The organism is Saccharibacillus sacchari (genome assembly GCF_037722395.1).
GTDB lineage: Bacteria > Bacillota > Bacilli > Paenibacillales > Paenibacillaceae > Saccharibacillus > Saccharibacillus sacchari_A.
The window spans coordinates 553,376-566,641 of sequence record NZ_JBBKAR010000056.1 but is presented as its reverse complement, the minus strand read 5'-3'; the positions used below and the strand labels follow the sequence as shown (position 1 = coordinate 566,641).

General features: G+C 52.7%; 10 protein-coding genes. All 10 read right to left on the bottom strand.

Annotated elements, in window-relative coordinates:
- Window positions 1–320: 320 nt before the first annotated feature.
- Window positions 321–1,739 (bottom strand): pyruvate kinase, encoded by a 1,419-nt coding sequence (pyk, locus tag WKI47_RS23785; protein ID WP_340229659.1) that lies wholly within the window; start codon window positions 1,737–1,739, stop codon window positions 321–323.
- A 264-nt stretch (window positions 1,740–2,003) separates the two neighbouring features.
- Window positions 2,004–2,978 carry an acetyl-CoA carboxylase carboxyltransferase subunit alpha gene (locus WKI47_RS23780; protein ID WP_340229658.1) on the bottom strand — a complete coding sequence of 325 codons (975 nt, stop codon included), beginning with the start codon at window positions 2,976–2,978 and terminating at the stop codon, window positions 2,004–2,006.
- Between the two features lie 4 nt (window positions 2,979–2,982).
- On the bottom strand, window positions 2,983–3,876 hold the full coding sequence (accD, locus tag WKI47_RS23775) for an acetyl-CoA carboxylase, carboxyltransferase subunit beta (RefSeq protein ID WP_340229657.1): 894 nt from the start codon (window positions 3,874–3,876) through the stop codon (window positions 2,983–2,985).
- A 116-nt stretch (window positions 3,877–3,992) separates the two neighbouring features.
- Window positions 3,993–4,181: a glutamate decarboxylase gene (locus WKI47_RS23770; RefSeq protein WP_340229723.1), complete on the bottom strand. Its 189-nt coding sequence runs from the start codon at window positions 4,179–4,181 to the stop codon at window positions 3,993–3,995.
- A gap of 254 nt (window positions 4,182–4,435) precedes the next feature.
- Complete coding sequence (locus WKI47_RS23765; RefSeq protein ID WP_340229656.1) at window positions 4,436–8,050, bottom strand: DNA polymerase III subunit alpha; 3,615 nt, start codon at window positions 8,048–8,050, stop codon at window positions 4,436–4,438.
- 29 nt (window positions 8,051–8,079) lie between these two features.
- On the bottom strand, window positions 8,080–9,414 hold the full coding sequence (locus tag WKI47_RS23760) for a DRTGG domain-containing protein (protein WP_340229655.1): 1,335 nt from the start codon (window positions 9,412–9,414) through the stop codon (window positions 8,080–8,082).
- 175 nt (window positions 9,415–9,589) lie between these two features.
- Window positions 9,590–9,934 carry a YlbF family regulator gene (locus WKI47_RS23755; RefSeq protein WP_340229654.1) on the bottom strand — a complete coding sequence of 115 codons (345 nt, stop codon included), beginning with the start codon at window positions 9,932–9,934 and terminating at the stop codon, window positions 9,590–9,592.
- A 52-nt stretch (window positions 9,935–9,986) separates the two neighbouring features.
- Window positions 9,987–10,679, bottom strand: coding sequence for an HAD family hydrolase (locus WKI47_RS23750; RefSeq protein ID WP_340229653.1), 693 nt, complete (start codon window positions 10,677–10,679; stop codon window positions 9,987–9,989).
- Between the two features lie 7 nt (window positions 10,680–10,686).
- Complete coding sequence (locus WKI47_RS23745; RefSeq protein WP_340229652.1) at window positions 10,687–12,051, bottom strand: hemolysin family protein; 1,365 nt, start codon at window positions 12,049–12,051, stop codon at window positions 10,687–10,689.
- Window positions 12,052–12,097: 46 nt separating this feature from the next.
- Window positions 12,098–13,234: a radical SAM/CxCxxxxC motif protein YfkAB gene (yfkAB, locus tag WKI47_RS23740; protein WP_340229651.1), complete on the bottom strand. Its 1,137-nt coding sequence runs from the start codon at window positions 13,232–13,234 to the stop codon at window positions 12,098–12,100.
- Between the last annotated feature and the right edge of the window lie 32 nt (window positions 13,235–13,266).

The following is a 13,266-nucleotide window of genomic DNA, read 5'->3' as shown; positions in this document are numbered from 1 at the left end:
ATACGAAATGTAGGGGGGATTTCCAACGTGGGTGTTGTGGAGGCTGCGGGAGAAATTGCCAGCATATGCTTCCGAAGTGCATTTCTTCGAAATGCTTCACAAGTCGCTGTCTCACCCGGAGTTTGAAATTTGAATGTGCATTCAAACTTCAAACCTCGGGTTCAAAGGCGTCTTGAACTGAATTTCTCCCTTCGCCAGGCACTCCGACGGTGGAGTTAAAGGAAGAAGAAAAGAAAGTGCAACAATATAAAAACATAAAAAGCCGCCGTGTAAACGGCGGCTCTTCTTCAATAATGAATCTATGCTTTGTGAATCAAATCTTAGTGGATTTGATCGACTTTGATCAGGTTGGTCGAACCGGAACGGCCCAGTGGGACGCCTGCTGTGATGACGACCAGGTCGCCTTCGAACACGACGCCGGAGTTTTTCGCGCCTTGCAGCGCGCTTTCGAACAGTTCGTCGGTCGTTTCGGCAACTTCGCCTTTAACCGGGATAACGCCCCACGACAAAGCCAGCGCGCGAAGCGTTTGCTCTTGAGTCGTTACCGCGATGATCGGAGCGACCGGACGGTATTTGGAAATCATACGCGCCGTTGTGCCGGATTGCGTCGAAGTGACGATCGCTTTAACGTCCAGGTTCCATGCTGCGTGAGCCACGGATTGGCTGATCGACTCGGTCACGGATTTTTGTTGAGCTTCGCTTTGTTTTTTCAGGATCTCACGGTTGTTGATTGTGGATTCCGCTTTTTCAGCGATACGGGACATTGTTTGTACCGACTCAACAGGGTATTTACCCGCAGCCGTTTCGCCGGACAGCATGATCGCGTCCGTACCGTCGAGGATTGCGTTGGCCACGTCACTCGCTTCGGCGCGAGTCGGACGCGGGTTACGCTGCATGGAATCGAGCATTTGCGTAGCTGTGATAACCGGTTTGCCTGCACGATTACATTTCTCGATCATTTGCTTTTGCACGATCGGCACGTCTTCGGCAGGGATTTCTACGCCAAGGTCGCCACGGGCAACCATCAGGCCGTCGGATACTTCCAGGATTTCATCCAGGTTGTCGACGCCTTCTTGGTTTTCGATCTTGGAGATGATTTGGATATGCTCCGCGTTATGCTTTTTCAGCAGTTCGCGAATTTCCAGTACGTCGCTGGCTTTACGCACGAACGAAGCTGCAATGAAGTCCACGCCTTGTTCGATACCGAAAACGATATCGTTCGTGTCCTTCTCGGTGATGCCCGGAAGCGAGATGCTGACGCCCGGCACGTTTACGCCTTTACGGCTTTTGATTTGTCCGCCGTTAACGATATGGCATTCGATTTCCGTGCCTTCAACCTTGGTAACGGTCAGCCCGATCAGGCCGTCGTCAATCAGGATCGTGGAGCCGACCGATACGTCTTTTGGCAGGTCAGCGTAGGAAACGGACAAACGGTTTTTATCGCCGGCGATTTCTTCTGTCGTCAGCGTGATGTTTTCGCCTTCCACCAGATCCAGAGGCTCAACCGCGATTTTGCCTGTGCGGATTTCCGGGCCTTTGGTATCCAGCAGCAAAGCAACGCTTTTGCCGAGTTCCTGGCTGGCTTGGCGGATATTTTTAATGCGGTTGCCGTGCTCTTCGAAATCACCGTGGGAGAAGTTCATCCGAGCGACGTTCATGCCCGCCATGATCAGCTTTTTTGTGTTGGAAAGCGATTCGCTCGCCGGTCCGATTGTACATACGATTTTTGTTCTGCGCATTTGGGTTCCTCCGTTTTTTGATCTCTGTCGATCTCTGTTTGTTCCCCTCTCGGGGACTCTCTCTGTTTTCCTGCTTGTTTCTGAAAAAGGGAATCTATCTCCATCCTTCCACGTTGACGCAAAAAAGAGGCCGGTTTCGTGGTACTCCGACCTCTTGATCATTGACATGCAGAAGTCGGTTTTCGGAAGGTTATAAAATCCTCACCAACAATTAAATCTACACTAAAATGACGCATTTGTATAGGTTTTTAACGTAAAATTTGCTCAGGAATTCGGTAAAGTCCGCTCCGAGGCGTATTGTCCGATCTTGCGGAATTTTTCGTAACGATCCGTGATCAGACCTTGCGCATCGAGCACGGATAACTCATCCAAGTGACGCGTCAAAGCGTCCTTGATCGCAAGACCCGTTGCTTCGTAATCGCGATGCGCGCCGCCTTTCGGCTCAGGCACGATATCCTCGATCACGTTCATTTCGAGCAGGTCGGACGCCGTGATCTTCATGGCTTCCGCCGCCTGGTCGGCTTTCGAAGCGTCTTTCCACAGAATCGAAGCGGCGCCGTTTGGAGAGATTGCGGCATAGATGGCGTTCTCCAACATCAGCACGCGGTTGCCTACACCCAATCCAAGCGCTCCACCGCTGCCTCCTTCACCGATTACCACGCAAATAACCGGTACTTTCAGCATAGCCATATCACGCAGATTGCGAGCAATCGCTTCCGATTGTCCGCGTTCTTCTGCCGTATTGCCCGGATAAGCACCCTTTGTGTCGATAAAAGTAACGATAGGACGTCCGAATTTCTCGGCCTGCTGCATCAAACGAAGCGCTTTACGGAATCCTTCAGGGTGGGGACTTCCGAAAAAGCGTGCAATATTGTCCTTCGTATCTTTGCCTCGCTGATGCCCGATGACCGTAACAGGCGTCCCGTTCAAACGAGCCAAGCCTCCTACAATCGCCAGGTCATCGCCGAACATCCGATCACCATGCAATTCGACAAAGTCCGTAAATACGTGAGAAATCAGATCAAGAGTCGTCGGACGCTGATGGTGACGCGCCAAGTGCATTTTCTGCGCTGGCGTTACATTGGTATAAATTTCATGCTGAAGCTGCGCGTGGCGCTCCTCCAACCGGGCGATTTCGTCGCTGAAATCAATGCCTTTTTCCTGTCCGAACTGCTTAAGCTCATCGATCTTCTTGCGCAGCTCTACGAGAGGCTGCTCAAATGCTAATTCTCCTGCCATCCGCCTAGAGCTCCTCCTTTTTACTGTGCATGCCGATCAGTTTGCCCAGCGTCGTCTTCATTTCTTTGCGGTGCACCACCATATCAAGCTGTCCGTGCTGCATATTGAACTCTGCTGTTTGGAAGTCTTCAGGAAGCTTCTGGCGAATCGTTTGTTCGATAACAATCCGGCCTGCGAATCCGAACATCGCACCTGGCTCAGCGATGATGATATCTCCGAGCATAGCGAAACTGGCCGATACCCCGCCCATCGTCGGATCGGTAATAACCGACAAGAAAAGACCGCCTTTTTCCGAAAAATGTCCTAAGGCAGCACTGGTTTTGGCCATCTGCATCAGACTGAGAATACTCTCTTGCATACGGGCACCGCCCGAAGTCGAGAAAATAATCAGCGGCAAATGGTATTCGCCGGCATGTTCGATAATCCGGGTAATCTTCTCTCCAACGGCCGAACCCATGCTTCCGCTAAAGAAATCGAAACTCATGACCGCGACCGCGACCGGTTGGCCGTTAATGGCACCTTCTCCCGTCACAACAGCTTCTTTCAAACCGGACTTCAGCTTCTGCTCCTCCAACTTCCCGGCGTAACCGGGGAATAGAAGAGGATCGATCGAAACCACATCGTCGTCACGCTCCACGAAACTTCCTTCATCCAGAATCATCGCAATGCGTTCCATAGCATTCAATCGCATATGGTGTCCGCAAGACGGGCAGACTTTCAAATTCTTCTCCAGCTCTTTGCTATACTGGATCGCGCCGCACTTGCTGCATTTATTCATAAGCCCTTCGGGAATCTCCCGTTTTGGGCGCTGCTGCGCCTCCGGGCTGCCGTTTGCAGCGCTGCGGTCAGGAGGAAGGGTTGCATACTTTCTTTTTTTCTGAAATAAATCCTTGAACACCACTACACCTCTTCAGCCGTTATTTGGCGGGCCTCGCCTTGAAGGTCGTTCTTAAACCGTGCACTCTCGCATTTGATCCCGGCCGGATGCGACTGTACCATGACCGGTCATAGTACTCAAGGATGCAAGATGTAGTTCAGCACCTCTTGAATTTCCTCAAGTTCGCCGGAAGGAACCAAAATCTCGAACTGCTGCTTGGACATGTTGACGGGACGGATCTTGACGAGAAAACCTTCTTCGGTCAGCCTGCTCTTAAGCTTCTCCGCCAATTTGGCGGTAGAGGCGATATAGATCACCGTCCACATGAACAAATATGTCCCCCTTGTCGACTGCCCGGATGAACCCGTATCCCCGCATAATGGCTTAATGATACCATAAGGCTGTTTTTTTTAGCAACAGAATCGGCGCGGGAGCGGGTGGCCGGAAGCCCAGGGACCTTGAACATAAGCGGATACCGAAGAAAAAAAGCGTAAACAATAAGGCTGGATCGGATCTTATCGGCCGGAAAAGATCAAGAACCGACAGCCCCTATCGAGGCATGTCGGCCGATCCGCGGTTCTTATTTGACTCGAACAGTCCCAGCGCCGAGCAGCGTTTCCATTTGCTCAAACAACTCGGGAGAAGGTTGAATCCGGTAAGCATCGCTAAGTGCGATCAATTTCTGCGTATCTTCGTAAAAAAGCAGCGTCGGCATAGGGCCTGGATGGCTTTGCAGCATCGTTTTGAGCGTCTCAAGCAGCTCCGGGTTCCGGCGATCTGCCGCTATCTTCACAAAAACCCGCTGTTGCGCGGACTCCTGCTCTACCGCATTGGCTTGATGGCCTGAAGCATGAGGCACGGCTGCCTGTTCGGACACCGTTGGCTTGGAAGCTTGCTGACTGCGCGTATTCGCTGACTTGCCCGGGGCTGAACTTGTGCTTCGAGCCCGGGACGACCCGGCGGCACGAGCTTCCCCGCGCGCGATAAGCCCGTGAACGGCATCTTCGGCGAGCGGAAGCACCGTATCGGCCAGAAGCTTGAAGCCCTCATCTTGCTGCTGCACTTTGGCACGCAGCGCAACCAAGGCGCCTGGCTGCAACGCATCCTGGCTTCTTTTCCATACTTCCGGGAACAGAACCAGCTCGCACCGTTCAATCTGATCTTCGATCTCGGCAAATGCCATCGCCTTGCCCTGCTTGGTCGTGATCGTTTTGAGGCTGACGACCATTCCCGCAGTCACGGCATGGCTTTCATCCGGCGCTTCGCCCAGCTCCACTAGTTTTTGCGCCCCCGTTTCGCTTAGCAAACGATCATAGTCGTCGAGCGGGTGTCCCGACAGATATAAGCCCAGCAGTTCGCGTTCGAGATCAAGCTGCTCCGTTACCGTGTATTCACGCACATTCGGGTATTCGATCTCCCAGTTCGGCGTTTCCACAAAATCAAACATCTGGATCTGGAAGTCTTCGCGTTCTTTCCGCCACTTGGTTGCCGCATCCAAAGCTTCGTCCAGCATCGCGAGAAGCTGCGCGCGATGCCCCGGCAGGGAATCGAAAGCCCCCGCTTGAATCAACGCTTCGATCACGCGCCGATTGCAGGTCTTCGGATCAACGCGGCGGCAGAAATCGAGCAGGCTTTCGAACGGCTGCTTTGCACGTTCGTCCATGACGTTGCGGATCGCGTTCGTGCCGACGTTTTTTATCGCCGCCAAGCCGAAGCGAAGGCTGCGTACGCCGTCTTCGTCAGACGGCGTGAACAGCATCCCGCTTTTATTCACGTCAGGAGGCAGAACCGGAATATTCATGCGCCGGGTCTCCACGACATATTCGGCAACCTTGCGGTGATTACCGGTCACGGCTGCAAGCATCGAAGCCATAAACTCAACCGGGTAATGCGCTTTGAGATAAGCCGTCTGGAACGCCAGCACGCCGTATGCCGCCGCGTGTGCGCGCGGGAATCCATAGTCGGCGAAGCGCACGATCATGTCGTAGACATTATTGGCATCCTTTTCGCTATACTGCTGCCCCAGGCTGCCGCGCACAAAGTGTTCGCGCTCCTGGTCCAGCGTCTCGCGCTTTTTCTTCGATACGGCTCGGCGCAGCAAATCCGCTTCTCCAAGCGAGAATCCGGCCATTGTCGAAGCGATCTGCATGATCTGTTCCTGATACACGATGATGCCATGCGTGTCTTCCAAAATCGGCCGAAGGTCTTCGTGCGGATAGTGCGCCGTAACTGCTCCGTGCTTCACCTGGATATAGTTCGAGATAAATTCCATCGGGCCCGGACGGTACAACGCGACGACCGAGATGATGTCTTCGATGACCGAAGGCTTCATTTCTTTCATCACACGCCGGATGCCCGGAGATTCCATCTGGAACACGCCCATCGTATCCCCTCTGCCGAGCAATTCGTACGTGCCCGGATCGTTATCCGGTACCGCTTTGAAATCGACGGGCGCCCCCACCTGTTCGGCTATCCAGTTCTGGCAGCGTTCAATGATCGACAATGTACGCAGCCCCAGGAAGTCCATTTTGAGCAGACCGACCGCTTCCAGACTTTCCATCGGATACTGGGTCAGCGCCGTCTTTTCTCCGCCTTCCTGAAGAGGAACGTAATCCGTCAACGGGCCACGTGCAATGACGACGCCCGCCGCGTGTGTGGAGGCATGGCGCGGCATTCCTTCAACGCGTCTGGCCGTGTCAATCAACTTTTTCGTATCCGGCGACTGATCGATCCGTTCGCGCAGCGCCGTATTTTGCGTAAGCGCCTTGTCGATGGTCATCCCGACCTGCACCGGAATCAGTTTGGCCGTTTTATCGACCTCGCCATATGGCAACGCCAGCACGCGGCCGACGTCGCGCACGGCGGCACGCGCCGCCAACGTTCCGAAAGTGATGATTTGCGCTACCCGATCGGAACCGTATTTGTCTGTCACGTAAGCAATGACTTCATCGCGCCGTTCGTCGCTGAAGTCGATATCGATATCGGGCATCGTGATCCGCGCCGGATTCAAAAAGCGTTCAAACAAAAGATTGTATTTGATCGGATCGACATCCGTAATGTTCAACGTATACGCGACCAGACTGCCTGCTGACGATCCCCGGCCGGGGCCTGTCACGATTCCCTGTTCATGGGCGTAACGGATAAAGTCCCAAACGATCAGGAAATAATCGGAGAAACCCATCGTTCCGATCACGCCAAGCTCATAGTCCAATCGTTCGTCCAGCTTGCGACGCTCTTCGGCATCATTCCAGCTCGGCAGTTGGCCGTACCGGCGCTCTAACCCTTGTTGGCATAGATCGATCAGATATTGGTGCGGGGTTTTGCCTTCGGGCAAGGGTTGGTATTCCGGTAAAATGGACTGTCCCAACTCCAATTCCAGCTCGCACTCTTCCGCGATTTTGGCTGTGTTCGCGAGCGCCTGCGGCAAATGCGGAAACAGCTTCGCCATCTCGTCGCCGCTTTTCAGATATAGCTGACGCGTCGGAATACGGAAACGTTCTTCGTCTTCCATCGTTTTTCCCGTGCCGATACAGATCAACACATCCTGGATCTCCGCATCCGGTTCGGCCAGATAGTGAGAATCATTGGTCGCGATCAGCTCCACGCCAATTTCTTCGGCCAGCGCGATCAGCATCGGATTGACCTTTTTCTGTTCCGCCAATCCATGATCCTGCAACTCGATATAAAAGTTTTCGCCGAAAATTTCTTTGTACCGCAAGGCCGCAATCTTCGCTTCCTCCGGACGTCCATTCAAGAAATGCTGCGGAATCTCGCCGCCGATACAAGCGCTGGTGCAGATAATGCCTTCACTATGCTGCCGAAGCACTTCGCGGTCGATTCTCGGCTTGTAATGGAACCCTTCCAAATGACCGATCGAACACATCTTCATCAGATTGCGGTAGCCGACTTCATTTTTGGCAAGCAGCAGCAGGTGGTAGATCGGCTGATCTTTGCGGCTTCCACGCTCATGGCGAGAATCGGACGTATAATAAGCCTCGAAGCCGAGAATCGGTTTGATCCCGACCGCACGGCATGCTTTGTAAAATGGAATTGCGCCGTACATGACGCCATGGTCGGTCAACGCAAGCGACTTCATGCCCAGCTCCGCCGCGCGCCCCACCAGTTCCTTGATCCTCGCCGCTCCGTCGAGCAGGCTGTATTCGCTATGCACGTGCAGATGGACAAAATCGTTCATGCAGGCGTTCCCCCTTTTCCTTTTCTCAACTATCCGTTTTCGATCGAATGCAACGTCATCATGGCTTTGGCAACCGTCTGCTCTTCATGCGAGATTGCAATCTCCAAGCGGCAGATCCGGCGACCCACTTCCAACACGAGAGGCATGACGGTAACCGCGTCTTCGATCTGAACCGGGCGGATAAAATAGGTACTCATATTGTCGACGACGTAATCGTTGCCGCTATAATCTTTAGCCATGCGCAGTGCGGCCTGAATCATCACGGATGTCATCACGCCCTCCGAGATGGTGCCGAGATCCGTCGCCATCTGCGGAGTGATAAAGCCATGGAAAAACAATCGCCCTTCCACATCCCGTTCTTCCGCAAAACCGTTCCAGATCAGATGATCGAACGTCTCGCCCAGGCTGCTTTGTTCGCGCGCGTCGCGCATCGCCTGAAGCACTTCGCGCCGCGTCAGCACGCCCGCCAGCTTACGGTTGCGATCGACGATGGGCAGAAAGTCGATCCCTTCCCAGGTCATGATCTGCGCCGCTGAAGCCAAAGACGTAAGCAAGCCTGCCGTAACGGGGCTTCTTACCATGGAGCGTTCGATCGTGTGCCCCGGCTCGATGCTCTCGATGTCTTTGCGGCTGATGATGCCAAGCACCCGATTCCACTCGTCGGTCACCGGAAAGCTTGTGGTCCCGGTCCGCTCCGACACGCGCCAGAAATCTTCTGCCGTGCTCGTGGCTTTTAGCGAATACGGTTTGGGCTTTAAGCCGACCAAATCCTCAACCAGCATAATCTTCTTTTTGATCAATCGGTCGAAAATGGCACGGTTGATCATCGAAGCGACCGTGAACGTGTCGTGTCTCGACGAGATAATCGGCAACCCCAATCGATCCGCAAGACTTTTTACTTCACGGCTTGTACCGAATCCGCCTGTAATCAATACCCCCGCGCCGTGCTCGATTGCCAGCGAATGGGCATTTTCCCGGTTACCGACGATCAGCAAGCTGCCTGTGTCGATATAACGGGCCATCGCATCCACCTTCATGGCGCCAATCACATATTTGTGCAGCGTGATGGATAAGCCTTCGTTTCCTCCGAGCACATGGCCTTCCACAATATCCACGACATCTGCAAAGGTTAGTTGATCCGTAATATTGCGAGGCTTCTTCTCCACGCGAACGGTTCCGATCCGTTCCTTCGTGATGACGATGCCGAGCGTTTCCGCTTCTTTTACAGCCCGGTAAGCCGTGCCTTCGCTGACGCCCATTTCTTTAGCCAGCTTGCGCACCGAAATCTTCGTGCCGACTTTGAGCTGTTCGATATGCTGAAGTAATTGTTCATGCTTCGTCACGGTCTGTTCATGCCCTTCCAACTGTTGTACTCCTCCCCGGAAATCTGTATTAGACTGTACTTATTATAACATAAATATCCGTATTGAAAATCGACAGCCATAAGCGGGAACCATACGAAAAACCCCGCTTTCCAAAAAGGAAAACGGAGCCGTTTGTCATGCGCGGTATTGAGGTAGGATTTGCTTCTAAAAAAAATTAACGTGGATCGTACATATTAGCCAAGCTATCGGAAATGATCTTGTTTACATCCTGAATGATCACGCTCAAGCGTTGTTCAGACTCGAACAAACGACGGATATTCAGGTTCAAGCTCAACACTTCGAACAGCTTCTCCATTTGCTCCATCTCTTCTTGAGGAGGAACGTCTCCACCCATGATGCGCTGTTGAATATTCATTTGACGCGTACGGAAGTCGTCCAGCATACGCTTGCTTTCCGGATCGACTTCAATCAGTTTCAGTGCCGCTGTGATGTCCTGCACTTCCTGGCTTTCTTGAAGCGATTTTGCAAGGTCATGGGCTTTATCGTAAACATTAGTCATCAGATAAGTCTCCTTCTTTTCGGGCAATTCCCGTGTTTATTTAGCTATGCTTTTAAGCAGACGGCGCATTATCGTACAGTTCGATCAGTTGACTGAATCCGGTAATCAATACGTCGGCATCTTCCAGCTCGTGGTTGGCGCCGAAATCCGCATACGCACAGCCGATGACGCCAAGCTCATTGCCTCGCCCCGCCTGAACGTCAGAAGATCGGTCGCCGACCATCCAAGCGCTGCTTACCCCATGGGTTTTGAGCAGCATTTCCACCAGCAACACCTTGGTCGCCGTCTGATACTCTCCCGCGCTGTATTGGGATTCGAACAGTTCCTCAATACCAAGTGCGGCAGATACTCCTTTTACATACCCTTCAAGGCCATTACTGGCTACAAAAAGGCGTACCCCGCGTTCGCGAAGCTTTTCCAGCGTCTCCTTGACGTCGGGATACAGCAGCGCTTCTCCCCCTTTTAACACGTCAAGCTGAAGCTCAAGCAGCAGATCGTTGGCTCGGCTGCGTACCTTCTCGTCGGCATTCGGGATAACGACCTTCCAAATTTCTTCCAGCAACATGCCGAGACTTCCCAAAATCAGGCGTTCTGGCGGAGTCTCTCCTTCATAAAGGCCTTCGGCACGCAGCACATCGAACATTTTGTGATAAGCCGGCAGCAGTGCGGTTTCCGTTTTGAACAACGTCCCGTCCATATCAAAAATCATCGCTTCCGGTTTTCGTAGACTGGTTGCTGTTTGCATGTTCAGCTCAATCCTCTCCCCGTTCATTTTCTTCCCCGTGTTCTTCGTTCTCATCCGTCTCTTTGTGCGGCTTATGAATATTGACGCGGGTGATGCGCAGTCGTTCGGCTTCAGCCACTTCAAACTGTATGCGACCGAACTGGACGATTTGTCCCGGCAGCGGGTTACCCTCAAGCTCCTTAAACATCCAGCCACCGATCGAATCGACTTCTTCATCATCGATGCCGGCTCCGGTCAGATCATTGACCTCTTCGATTAAGAGACGGCCATCGACAGAGATCACGTCTCCCACGACTTCGACTTCCGGTCGTTCGTCCTCAAATTCATCGTACAAGTCGCCGACGATTTCTTCCAGAATCTCTTCTGCCGTCAGCAACCCGGCCGTACCGCCGTATTCATCGACAACAAGCGTAAGCTGCGCACGCTTCTGCTGCATTAACCGTAGCACATGGCTGATTTCCATCGACTCCGGCACGTTCAAGATCGGCCGAACCAGCTTGCGCAGATTCGGTTCCGTCCCCTGCGGCCAAAGCAGGACATCCGTGATATGTACGAAGCCGATGATTTGGTCTTTGTCTTCGATCGCTACCGGATAGCGGGAGTGCCGCGTCTCGGTAATGATCTTCATATTGTCCTTCAATGGAAGGTTCACATACAGACAATCCATATCGGTTCGCGGAAGCATAACCTCGCGTGCCAGCATATCGGAGAAGTCGAAGATGTTGTCCATTAGTTTGACTTCCTCCAGATCAATGGCTCCGCTCTTCGCACTCTGATTCATCAGAATCCGAATCTCTTCCTCCGAATGGGCCGCATCGGCCTCTCCGGCAGGTTGAATCCCGAAGATACGCAGAAATGCGTTAGCTGCATGGTTGAGCAACCAGATCACCGGAAGGAATACATAGTAGAACACAAGCAACGGTCCAGCCAGTGCAAGCGAGGTGCCTTCGGATTTTTGAATCGCCAACGATTTGGGGGCCAATTCGCCCAGTACGATATGCAGGAACGTAATAATGGCGAAGCCGACTGCAACCGATATGCCCGAGATCAGACCCGGATCGGTAAAGCCCATTTGGTACATCAACGGTTCAACCAACAGCTCCGACACGGCCGGCTCGCCGAGCCAACCGAGTCCGAGTGAAGTCAAAGTGATACCCAATTGCGTAGCGGATAGATAGGCATCCAGCCGATTGGCGACCTTCAAGGCGTAAGGCGCCAAACGGTTCCCTTCCGTTTCAAGCTGAAGCAGCCGAGAGTGCCGAACTTTGACGAGGGAAAATTCCGCAGCAACGAATACGCCGTTCAGAAGAACCAGCAGCAGAACCAAAAACAGATTAATCGCCAATGTTCCTATCTCTATCTGGTGGTCCAATGAAATCTCCTCTTTTCTTCAGCACATGCCGAAAATCCGGTATTCCCTATTCCAAAATCGCACGGCGCGACTTGAAATCGACCCCTTTATAATACATATCTGCGACTAGCAAGTTCGGTCCACAGCAGCTTGCCGCATCACAGAAACAGTTAACGGTGCGATTCAAAGGATGATTGGTTGTCCATTCTTCGAAGATTGAATCGAGATTGTCCTTATATACACTACCAAATGAAGGAATGGCTGCAAAGTCCGTGACAAACACATCGCCAGTAAACATATTAACGTTTACGCGGCTCCGTCCGTCCGGATCATTGCGTACCGTTACATTTTTGGCGCTATACAGACGATTCAGCAGTTCGCGTTCTTCTTTGTTGCTTCCGCAAGCATAGAACGGCAATGTACCGAACAACATCCAGACATCCTCATTACGATGATCCAGCAAATCATGGATTGCTACACGCATCTCATCCAACGACAATACGGGCAGATTAGCGGCAAAAGCCGAAGGATACATCGGATGCACTTCATGACGCACACAACCCATATCAAGCACAGCCTGATGCATTTGCGGCAAATGTTTGTGCGTGCGGAAATTGATCATCGTTTCCGCGGAAATGAACATGCCCGATTTGCTGAGGCTTTTCGCGTTGTCGATCATACGATTATACATTCTCTCGGCCGCAGCGAACGGAACCGGATGACCGCTGTTCGCAAACCCGGTCTCGTGAAAATGCTCGGGCCCCGTGTAGTTGAACGAAATGTGCATCACGTCCAAATAAGGCAGCAGTTTCTCGTAACGCGCAAGATCCAGCGTCAGGTTCGAGTTGATCTGCGAACGGATGCCGCGCTCCCGCGCGTAACGAAGCAGAGGCACGATCACGTTGTCCACGGTCTGACGGCGGAAAGAAGGTTCCCCGCCCGTGATGCTGATCGTCTCCAAATGCTCGACTTCGTCCAAACGGCGCAGCATCAGATCGAGCGGAATCATGTCCGGCTCGTTCAAAACGAGCGTATCGCCGACCGCGCAATGTTCGCAGCGCATATTGCACAAATTAGTGACCGTCATTTCCACGCTCGTCAGACGATGCCGTCCGTGTTTGCGCAGCGAGCGAATCGGGTCCCACGGATCGTAACTGGGAGACAAATCGCGAAGCTTCTGACCACTGTTATTGATTACTGTCATGTTGACCACCTTTATGATTAAGAACTGCCTTC

Bases quoted from the DNA above. Each gene is read 5' to 3' on its own strand.
- pyk (WP_340229659.1), bottom strand. From the start codon at position 1,739: ATGCGCAGAACAAAAATCGTATGTACAATCGGACCGGCGAGCGAATCG.
- WKI47_RS23780 (WP_340229658.1), bottom strand. From the start codon at position 2,978: ATGGCAGGAGAATTAGCATTTGAGCAGCCTCTCGTAGAGCTGCGCAAG.
- WKI47_RS23770 (WP_340229723.1), bottom strand. From the start codon at position 4,181: ATGTGGACGGTGATCTATATCGCCTCTACCGCCAAATTGGCGGAGAAG.
- WKI47_RS23765 (WP_340229656.1), bottom strand. From the start codon at position 8,050: ATGAACGATTTTGTCCATCTGCACGTGCATAGCGAATACAGCCTGCTC.
- WKI47_RS23755 (WP_340229654.1), bottom strand. From the start codon at position 9,934: ATGACTAATGTTTACGATAAAGCCCATGACCTTGCAAAATCGCTTCAA.
- WKI47_RS23750 (WP_340229653.1), bottom strand. From the start codon at position 10,679: ATGCAAACAGCAACCAGTCTACGAAAACCGGAAGCGATGATTTTTGAT.
- yfkAB (WP_340229651.1), bottom strand. From the start codon at position 13,234: ATGACAGTAATCAATAACAGTGGTCAGAAGCTTCGCGATTTGTCTCCC.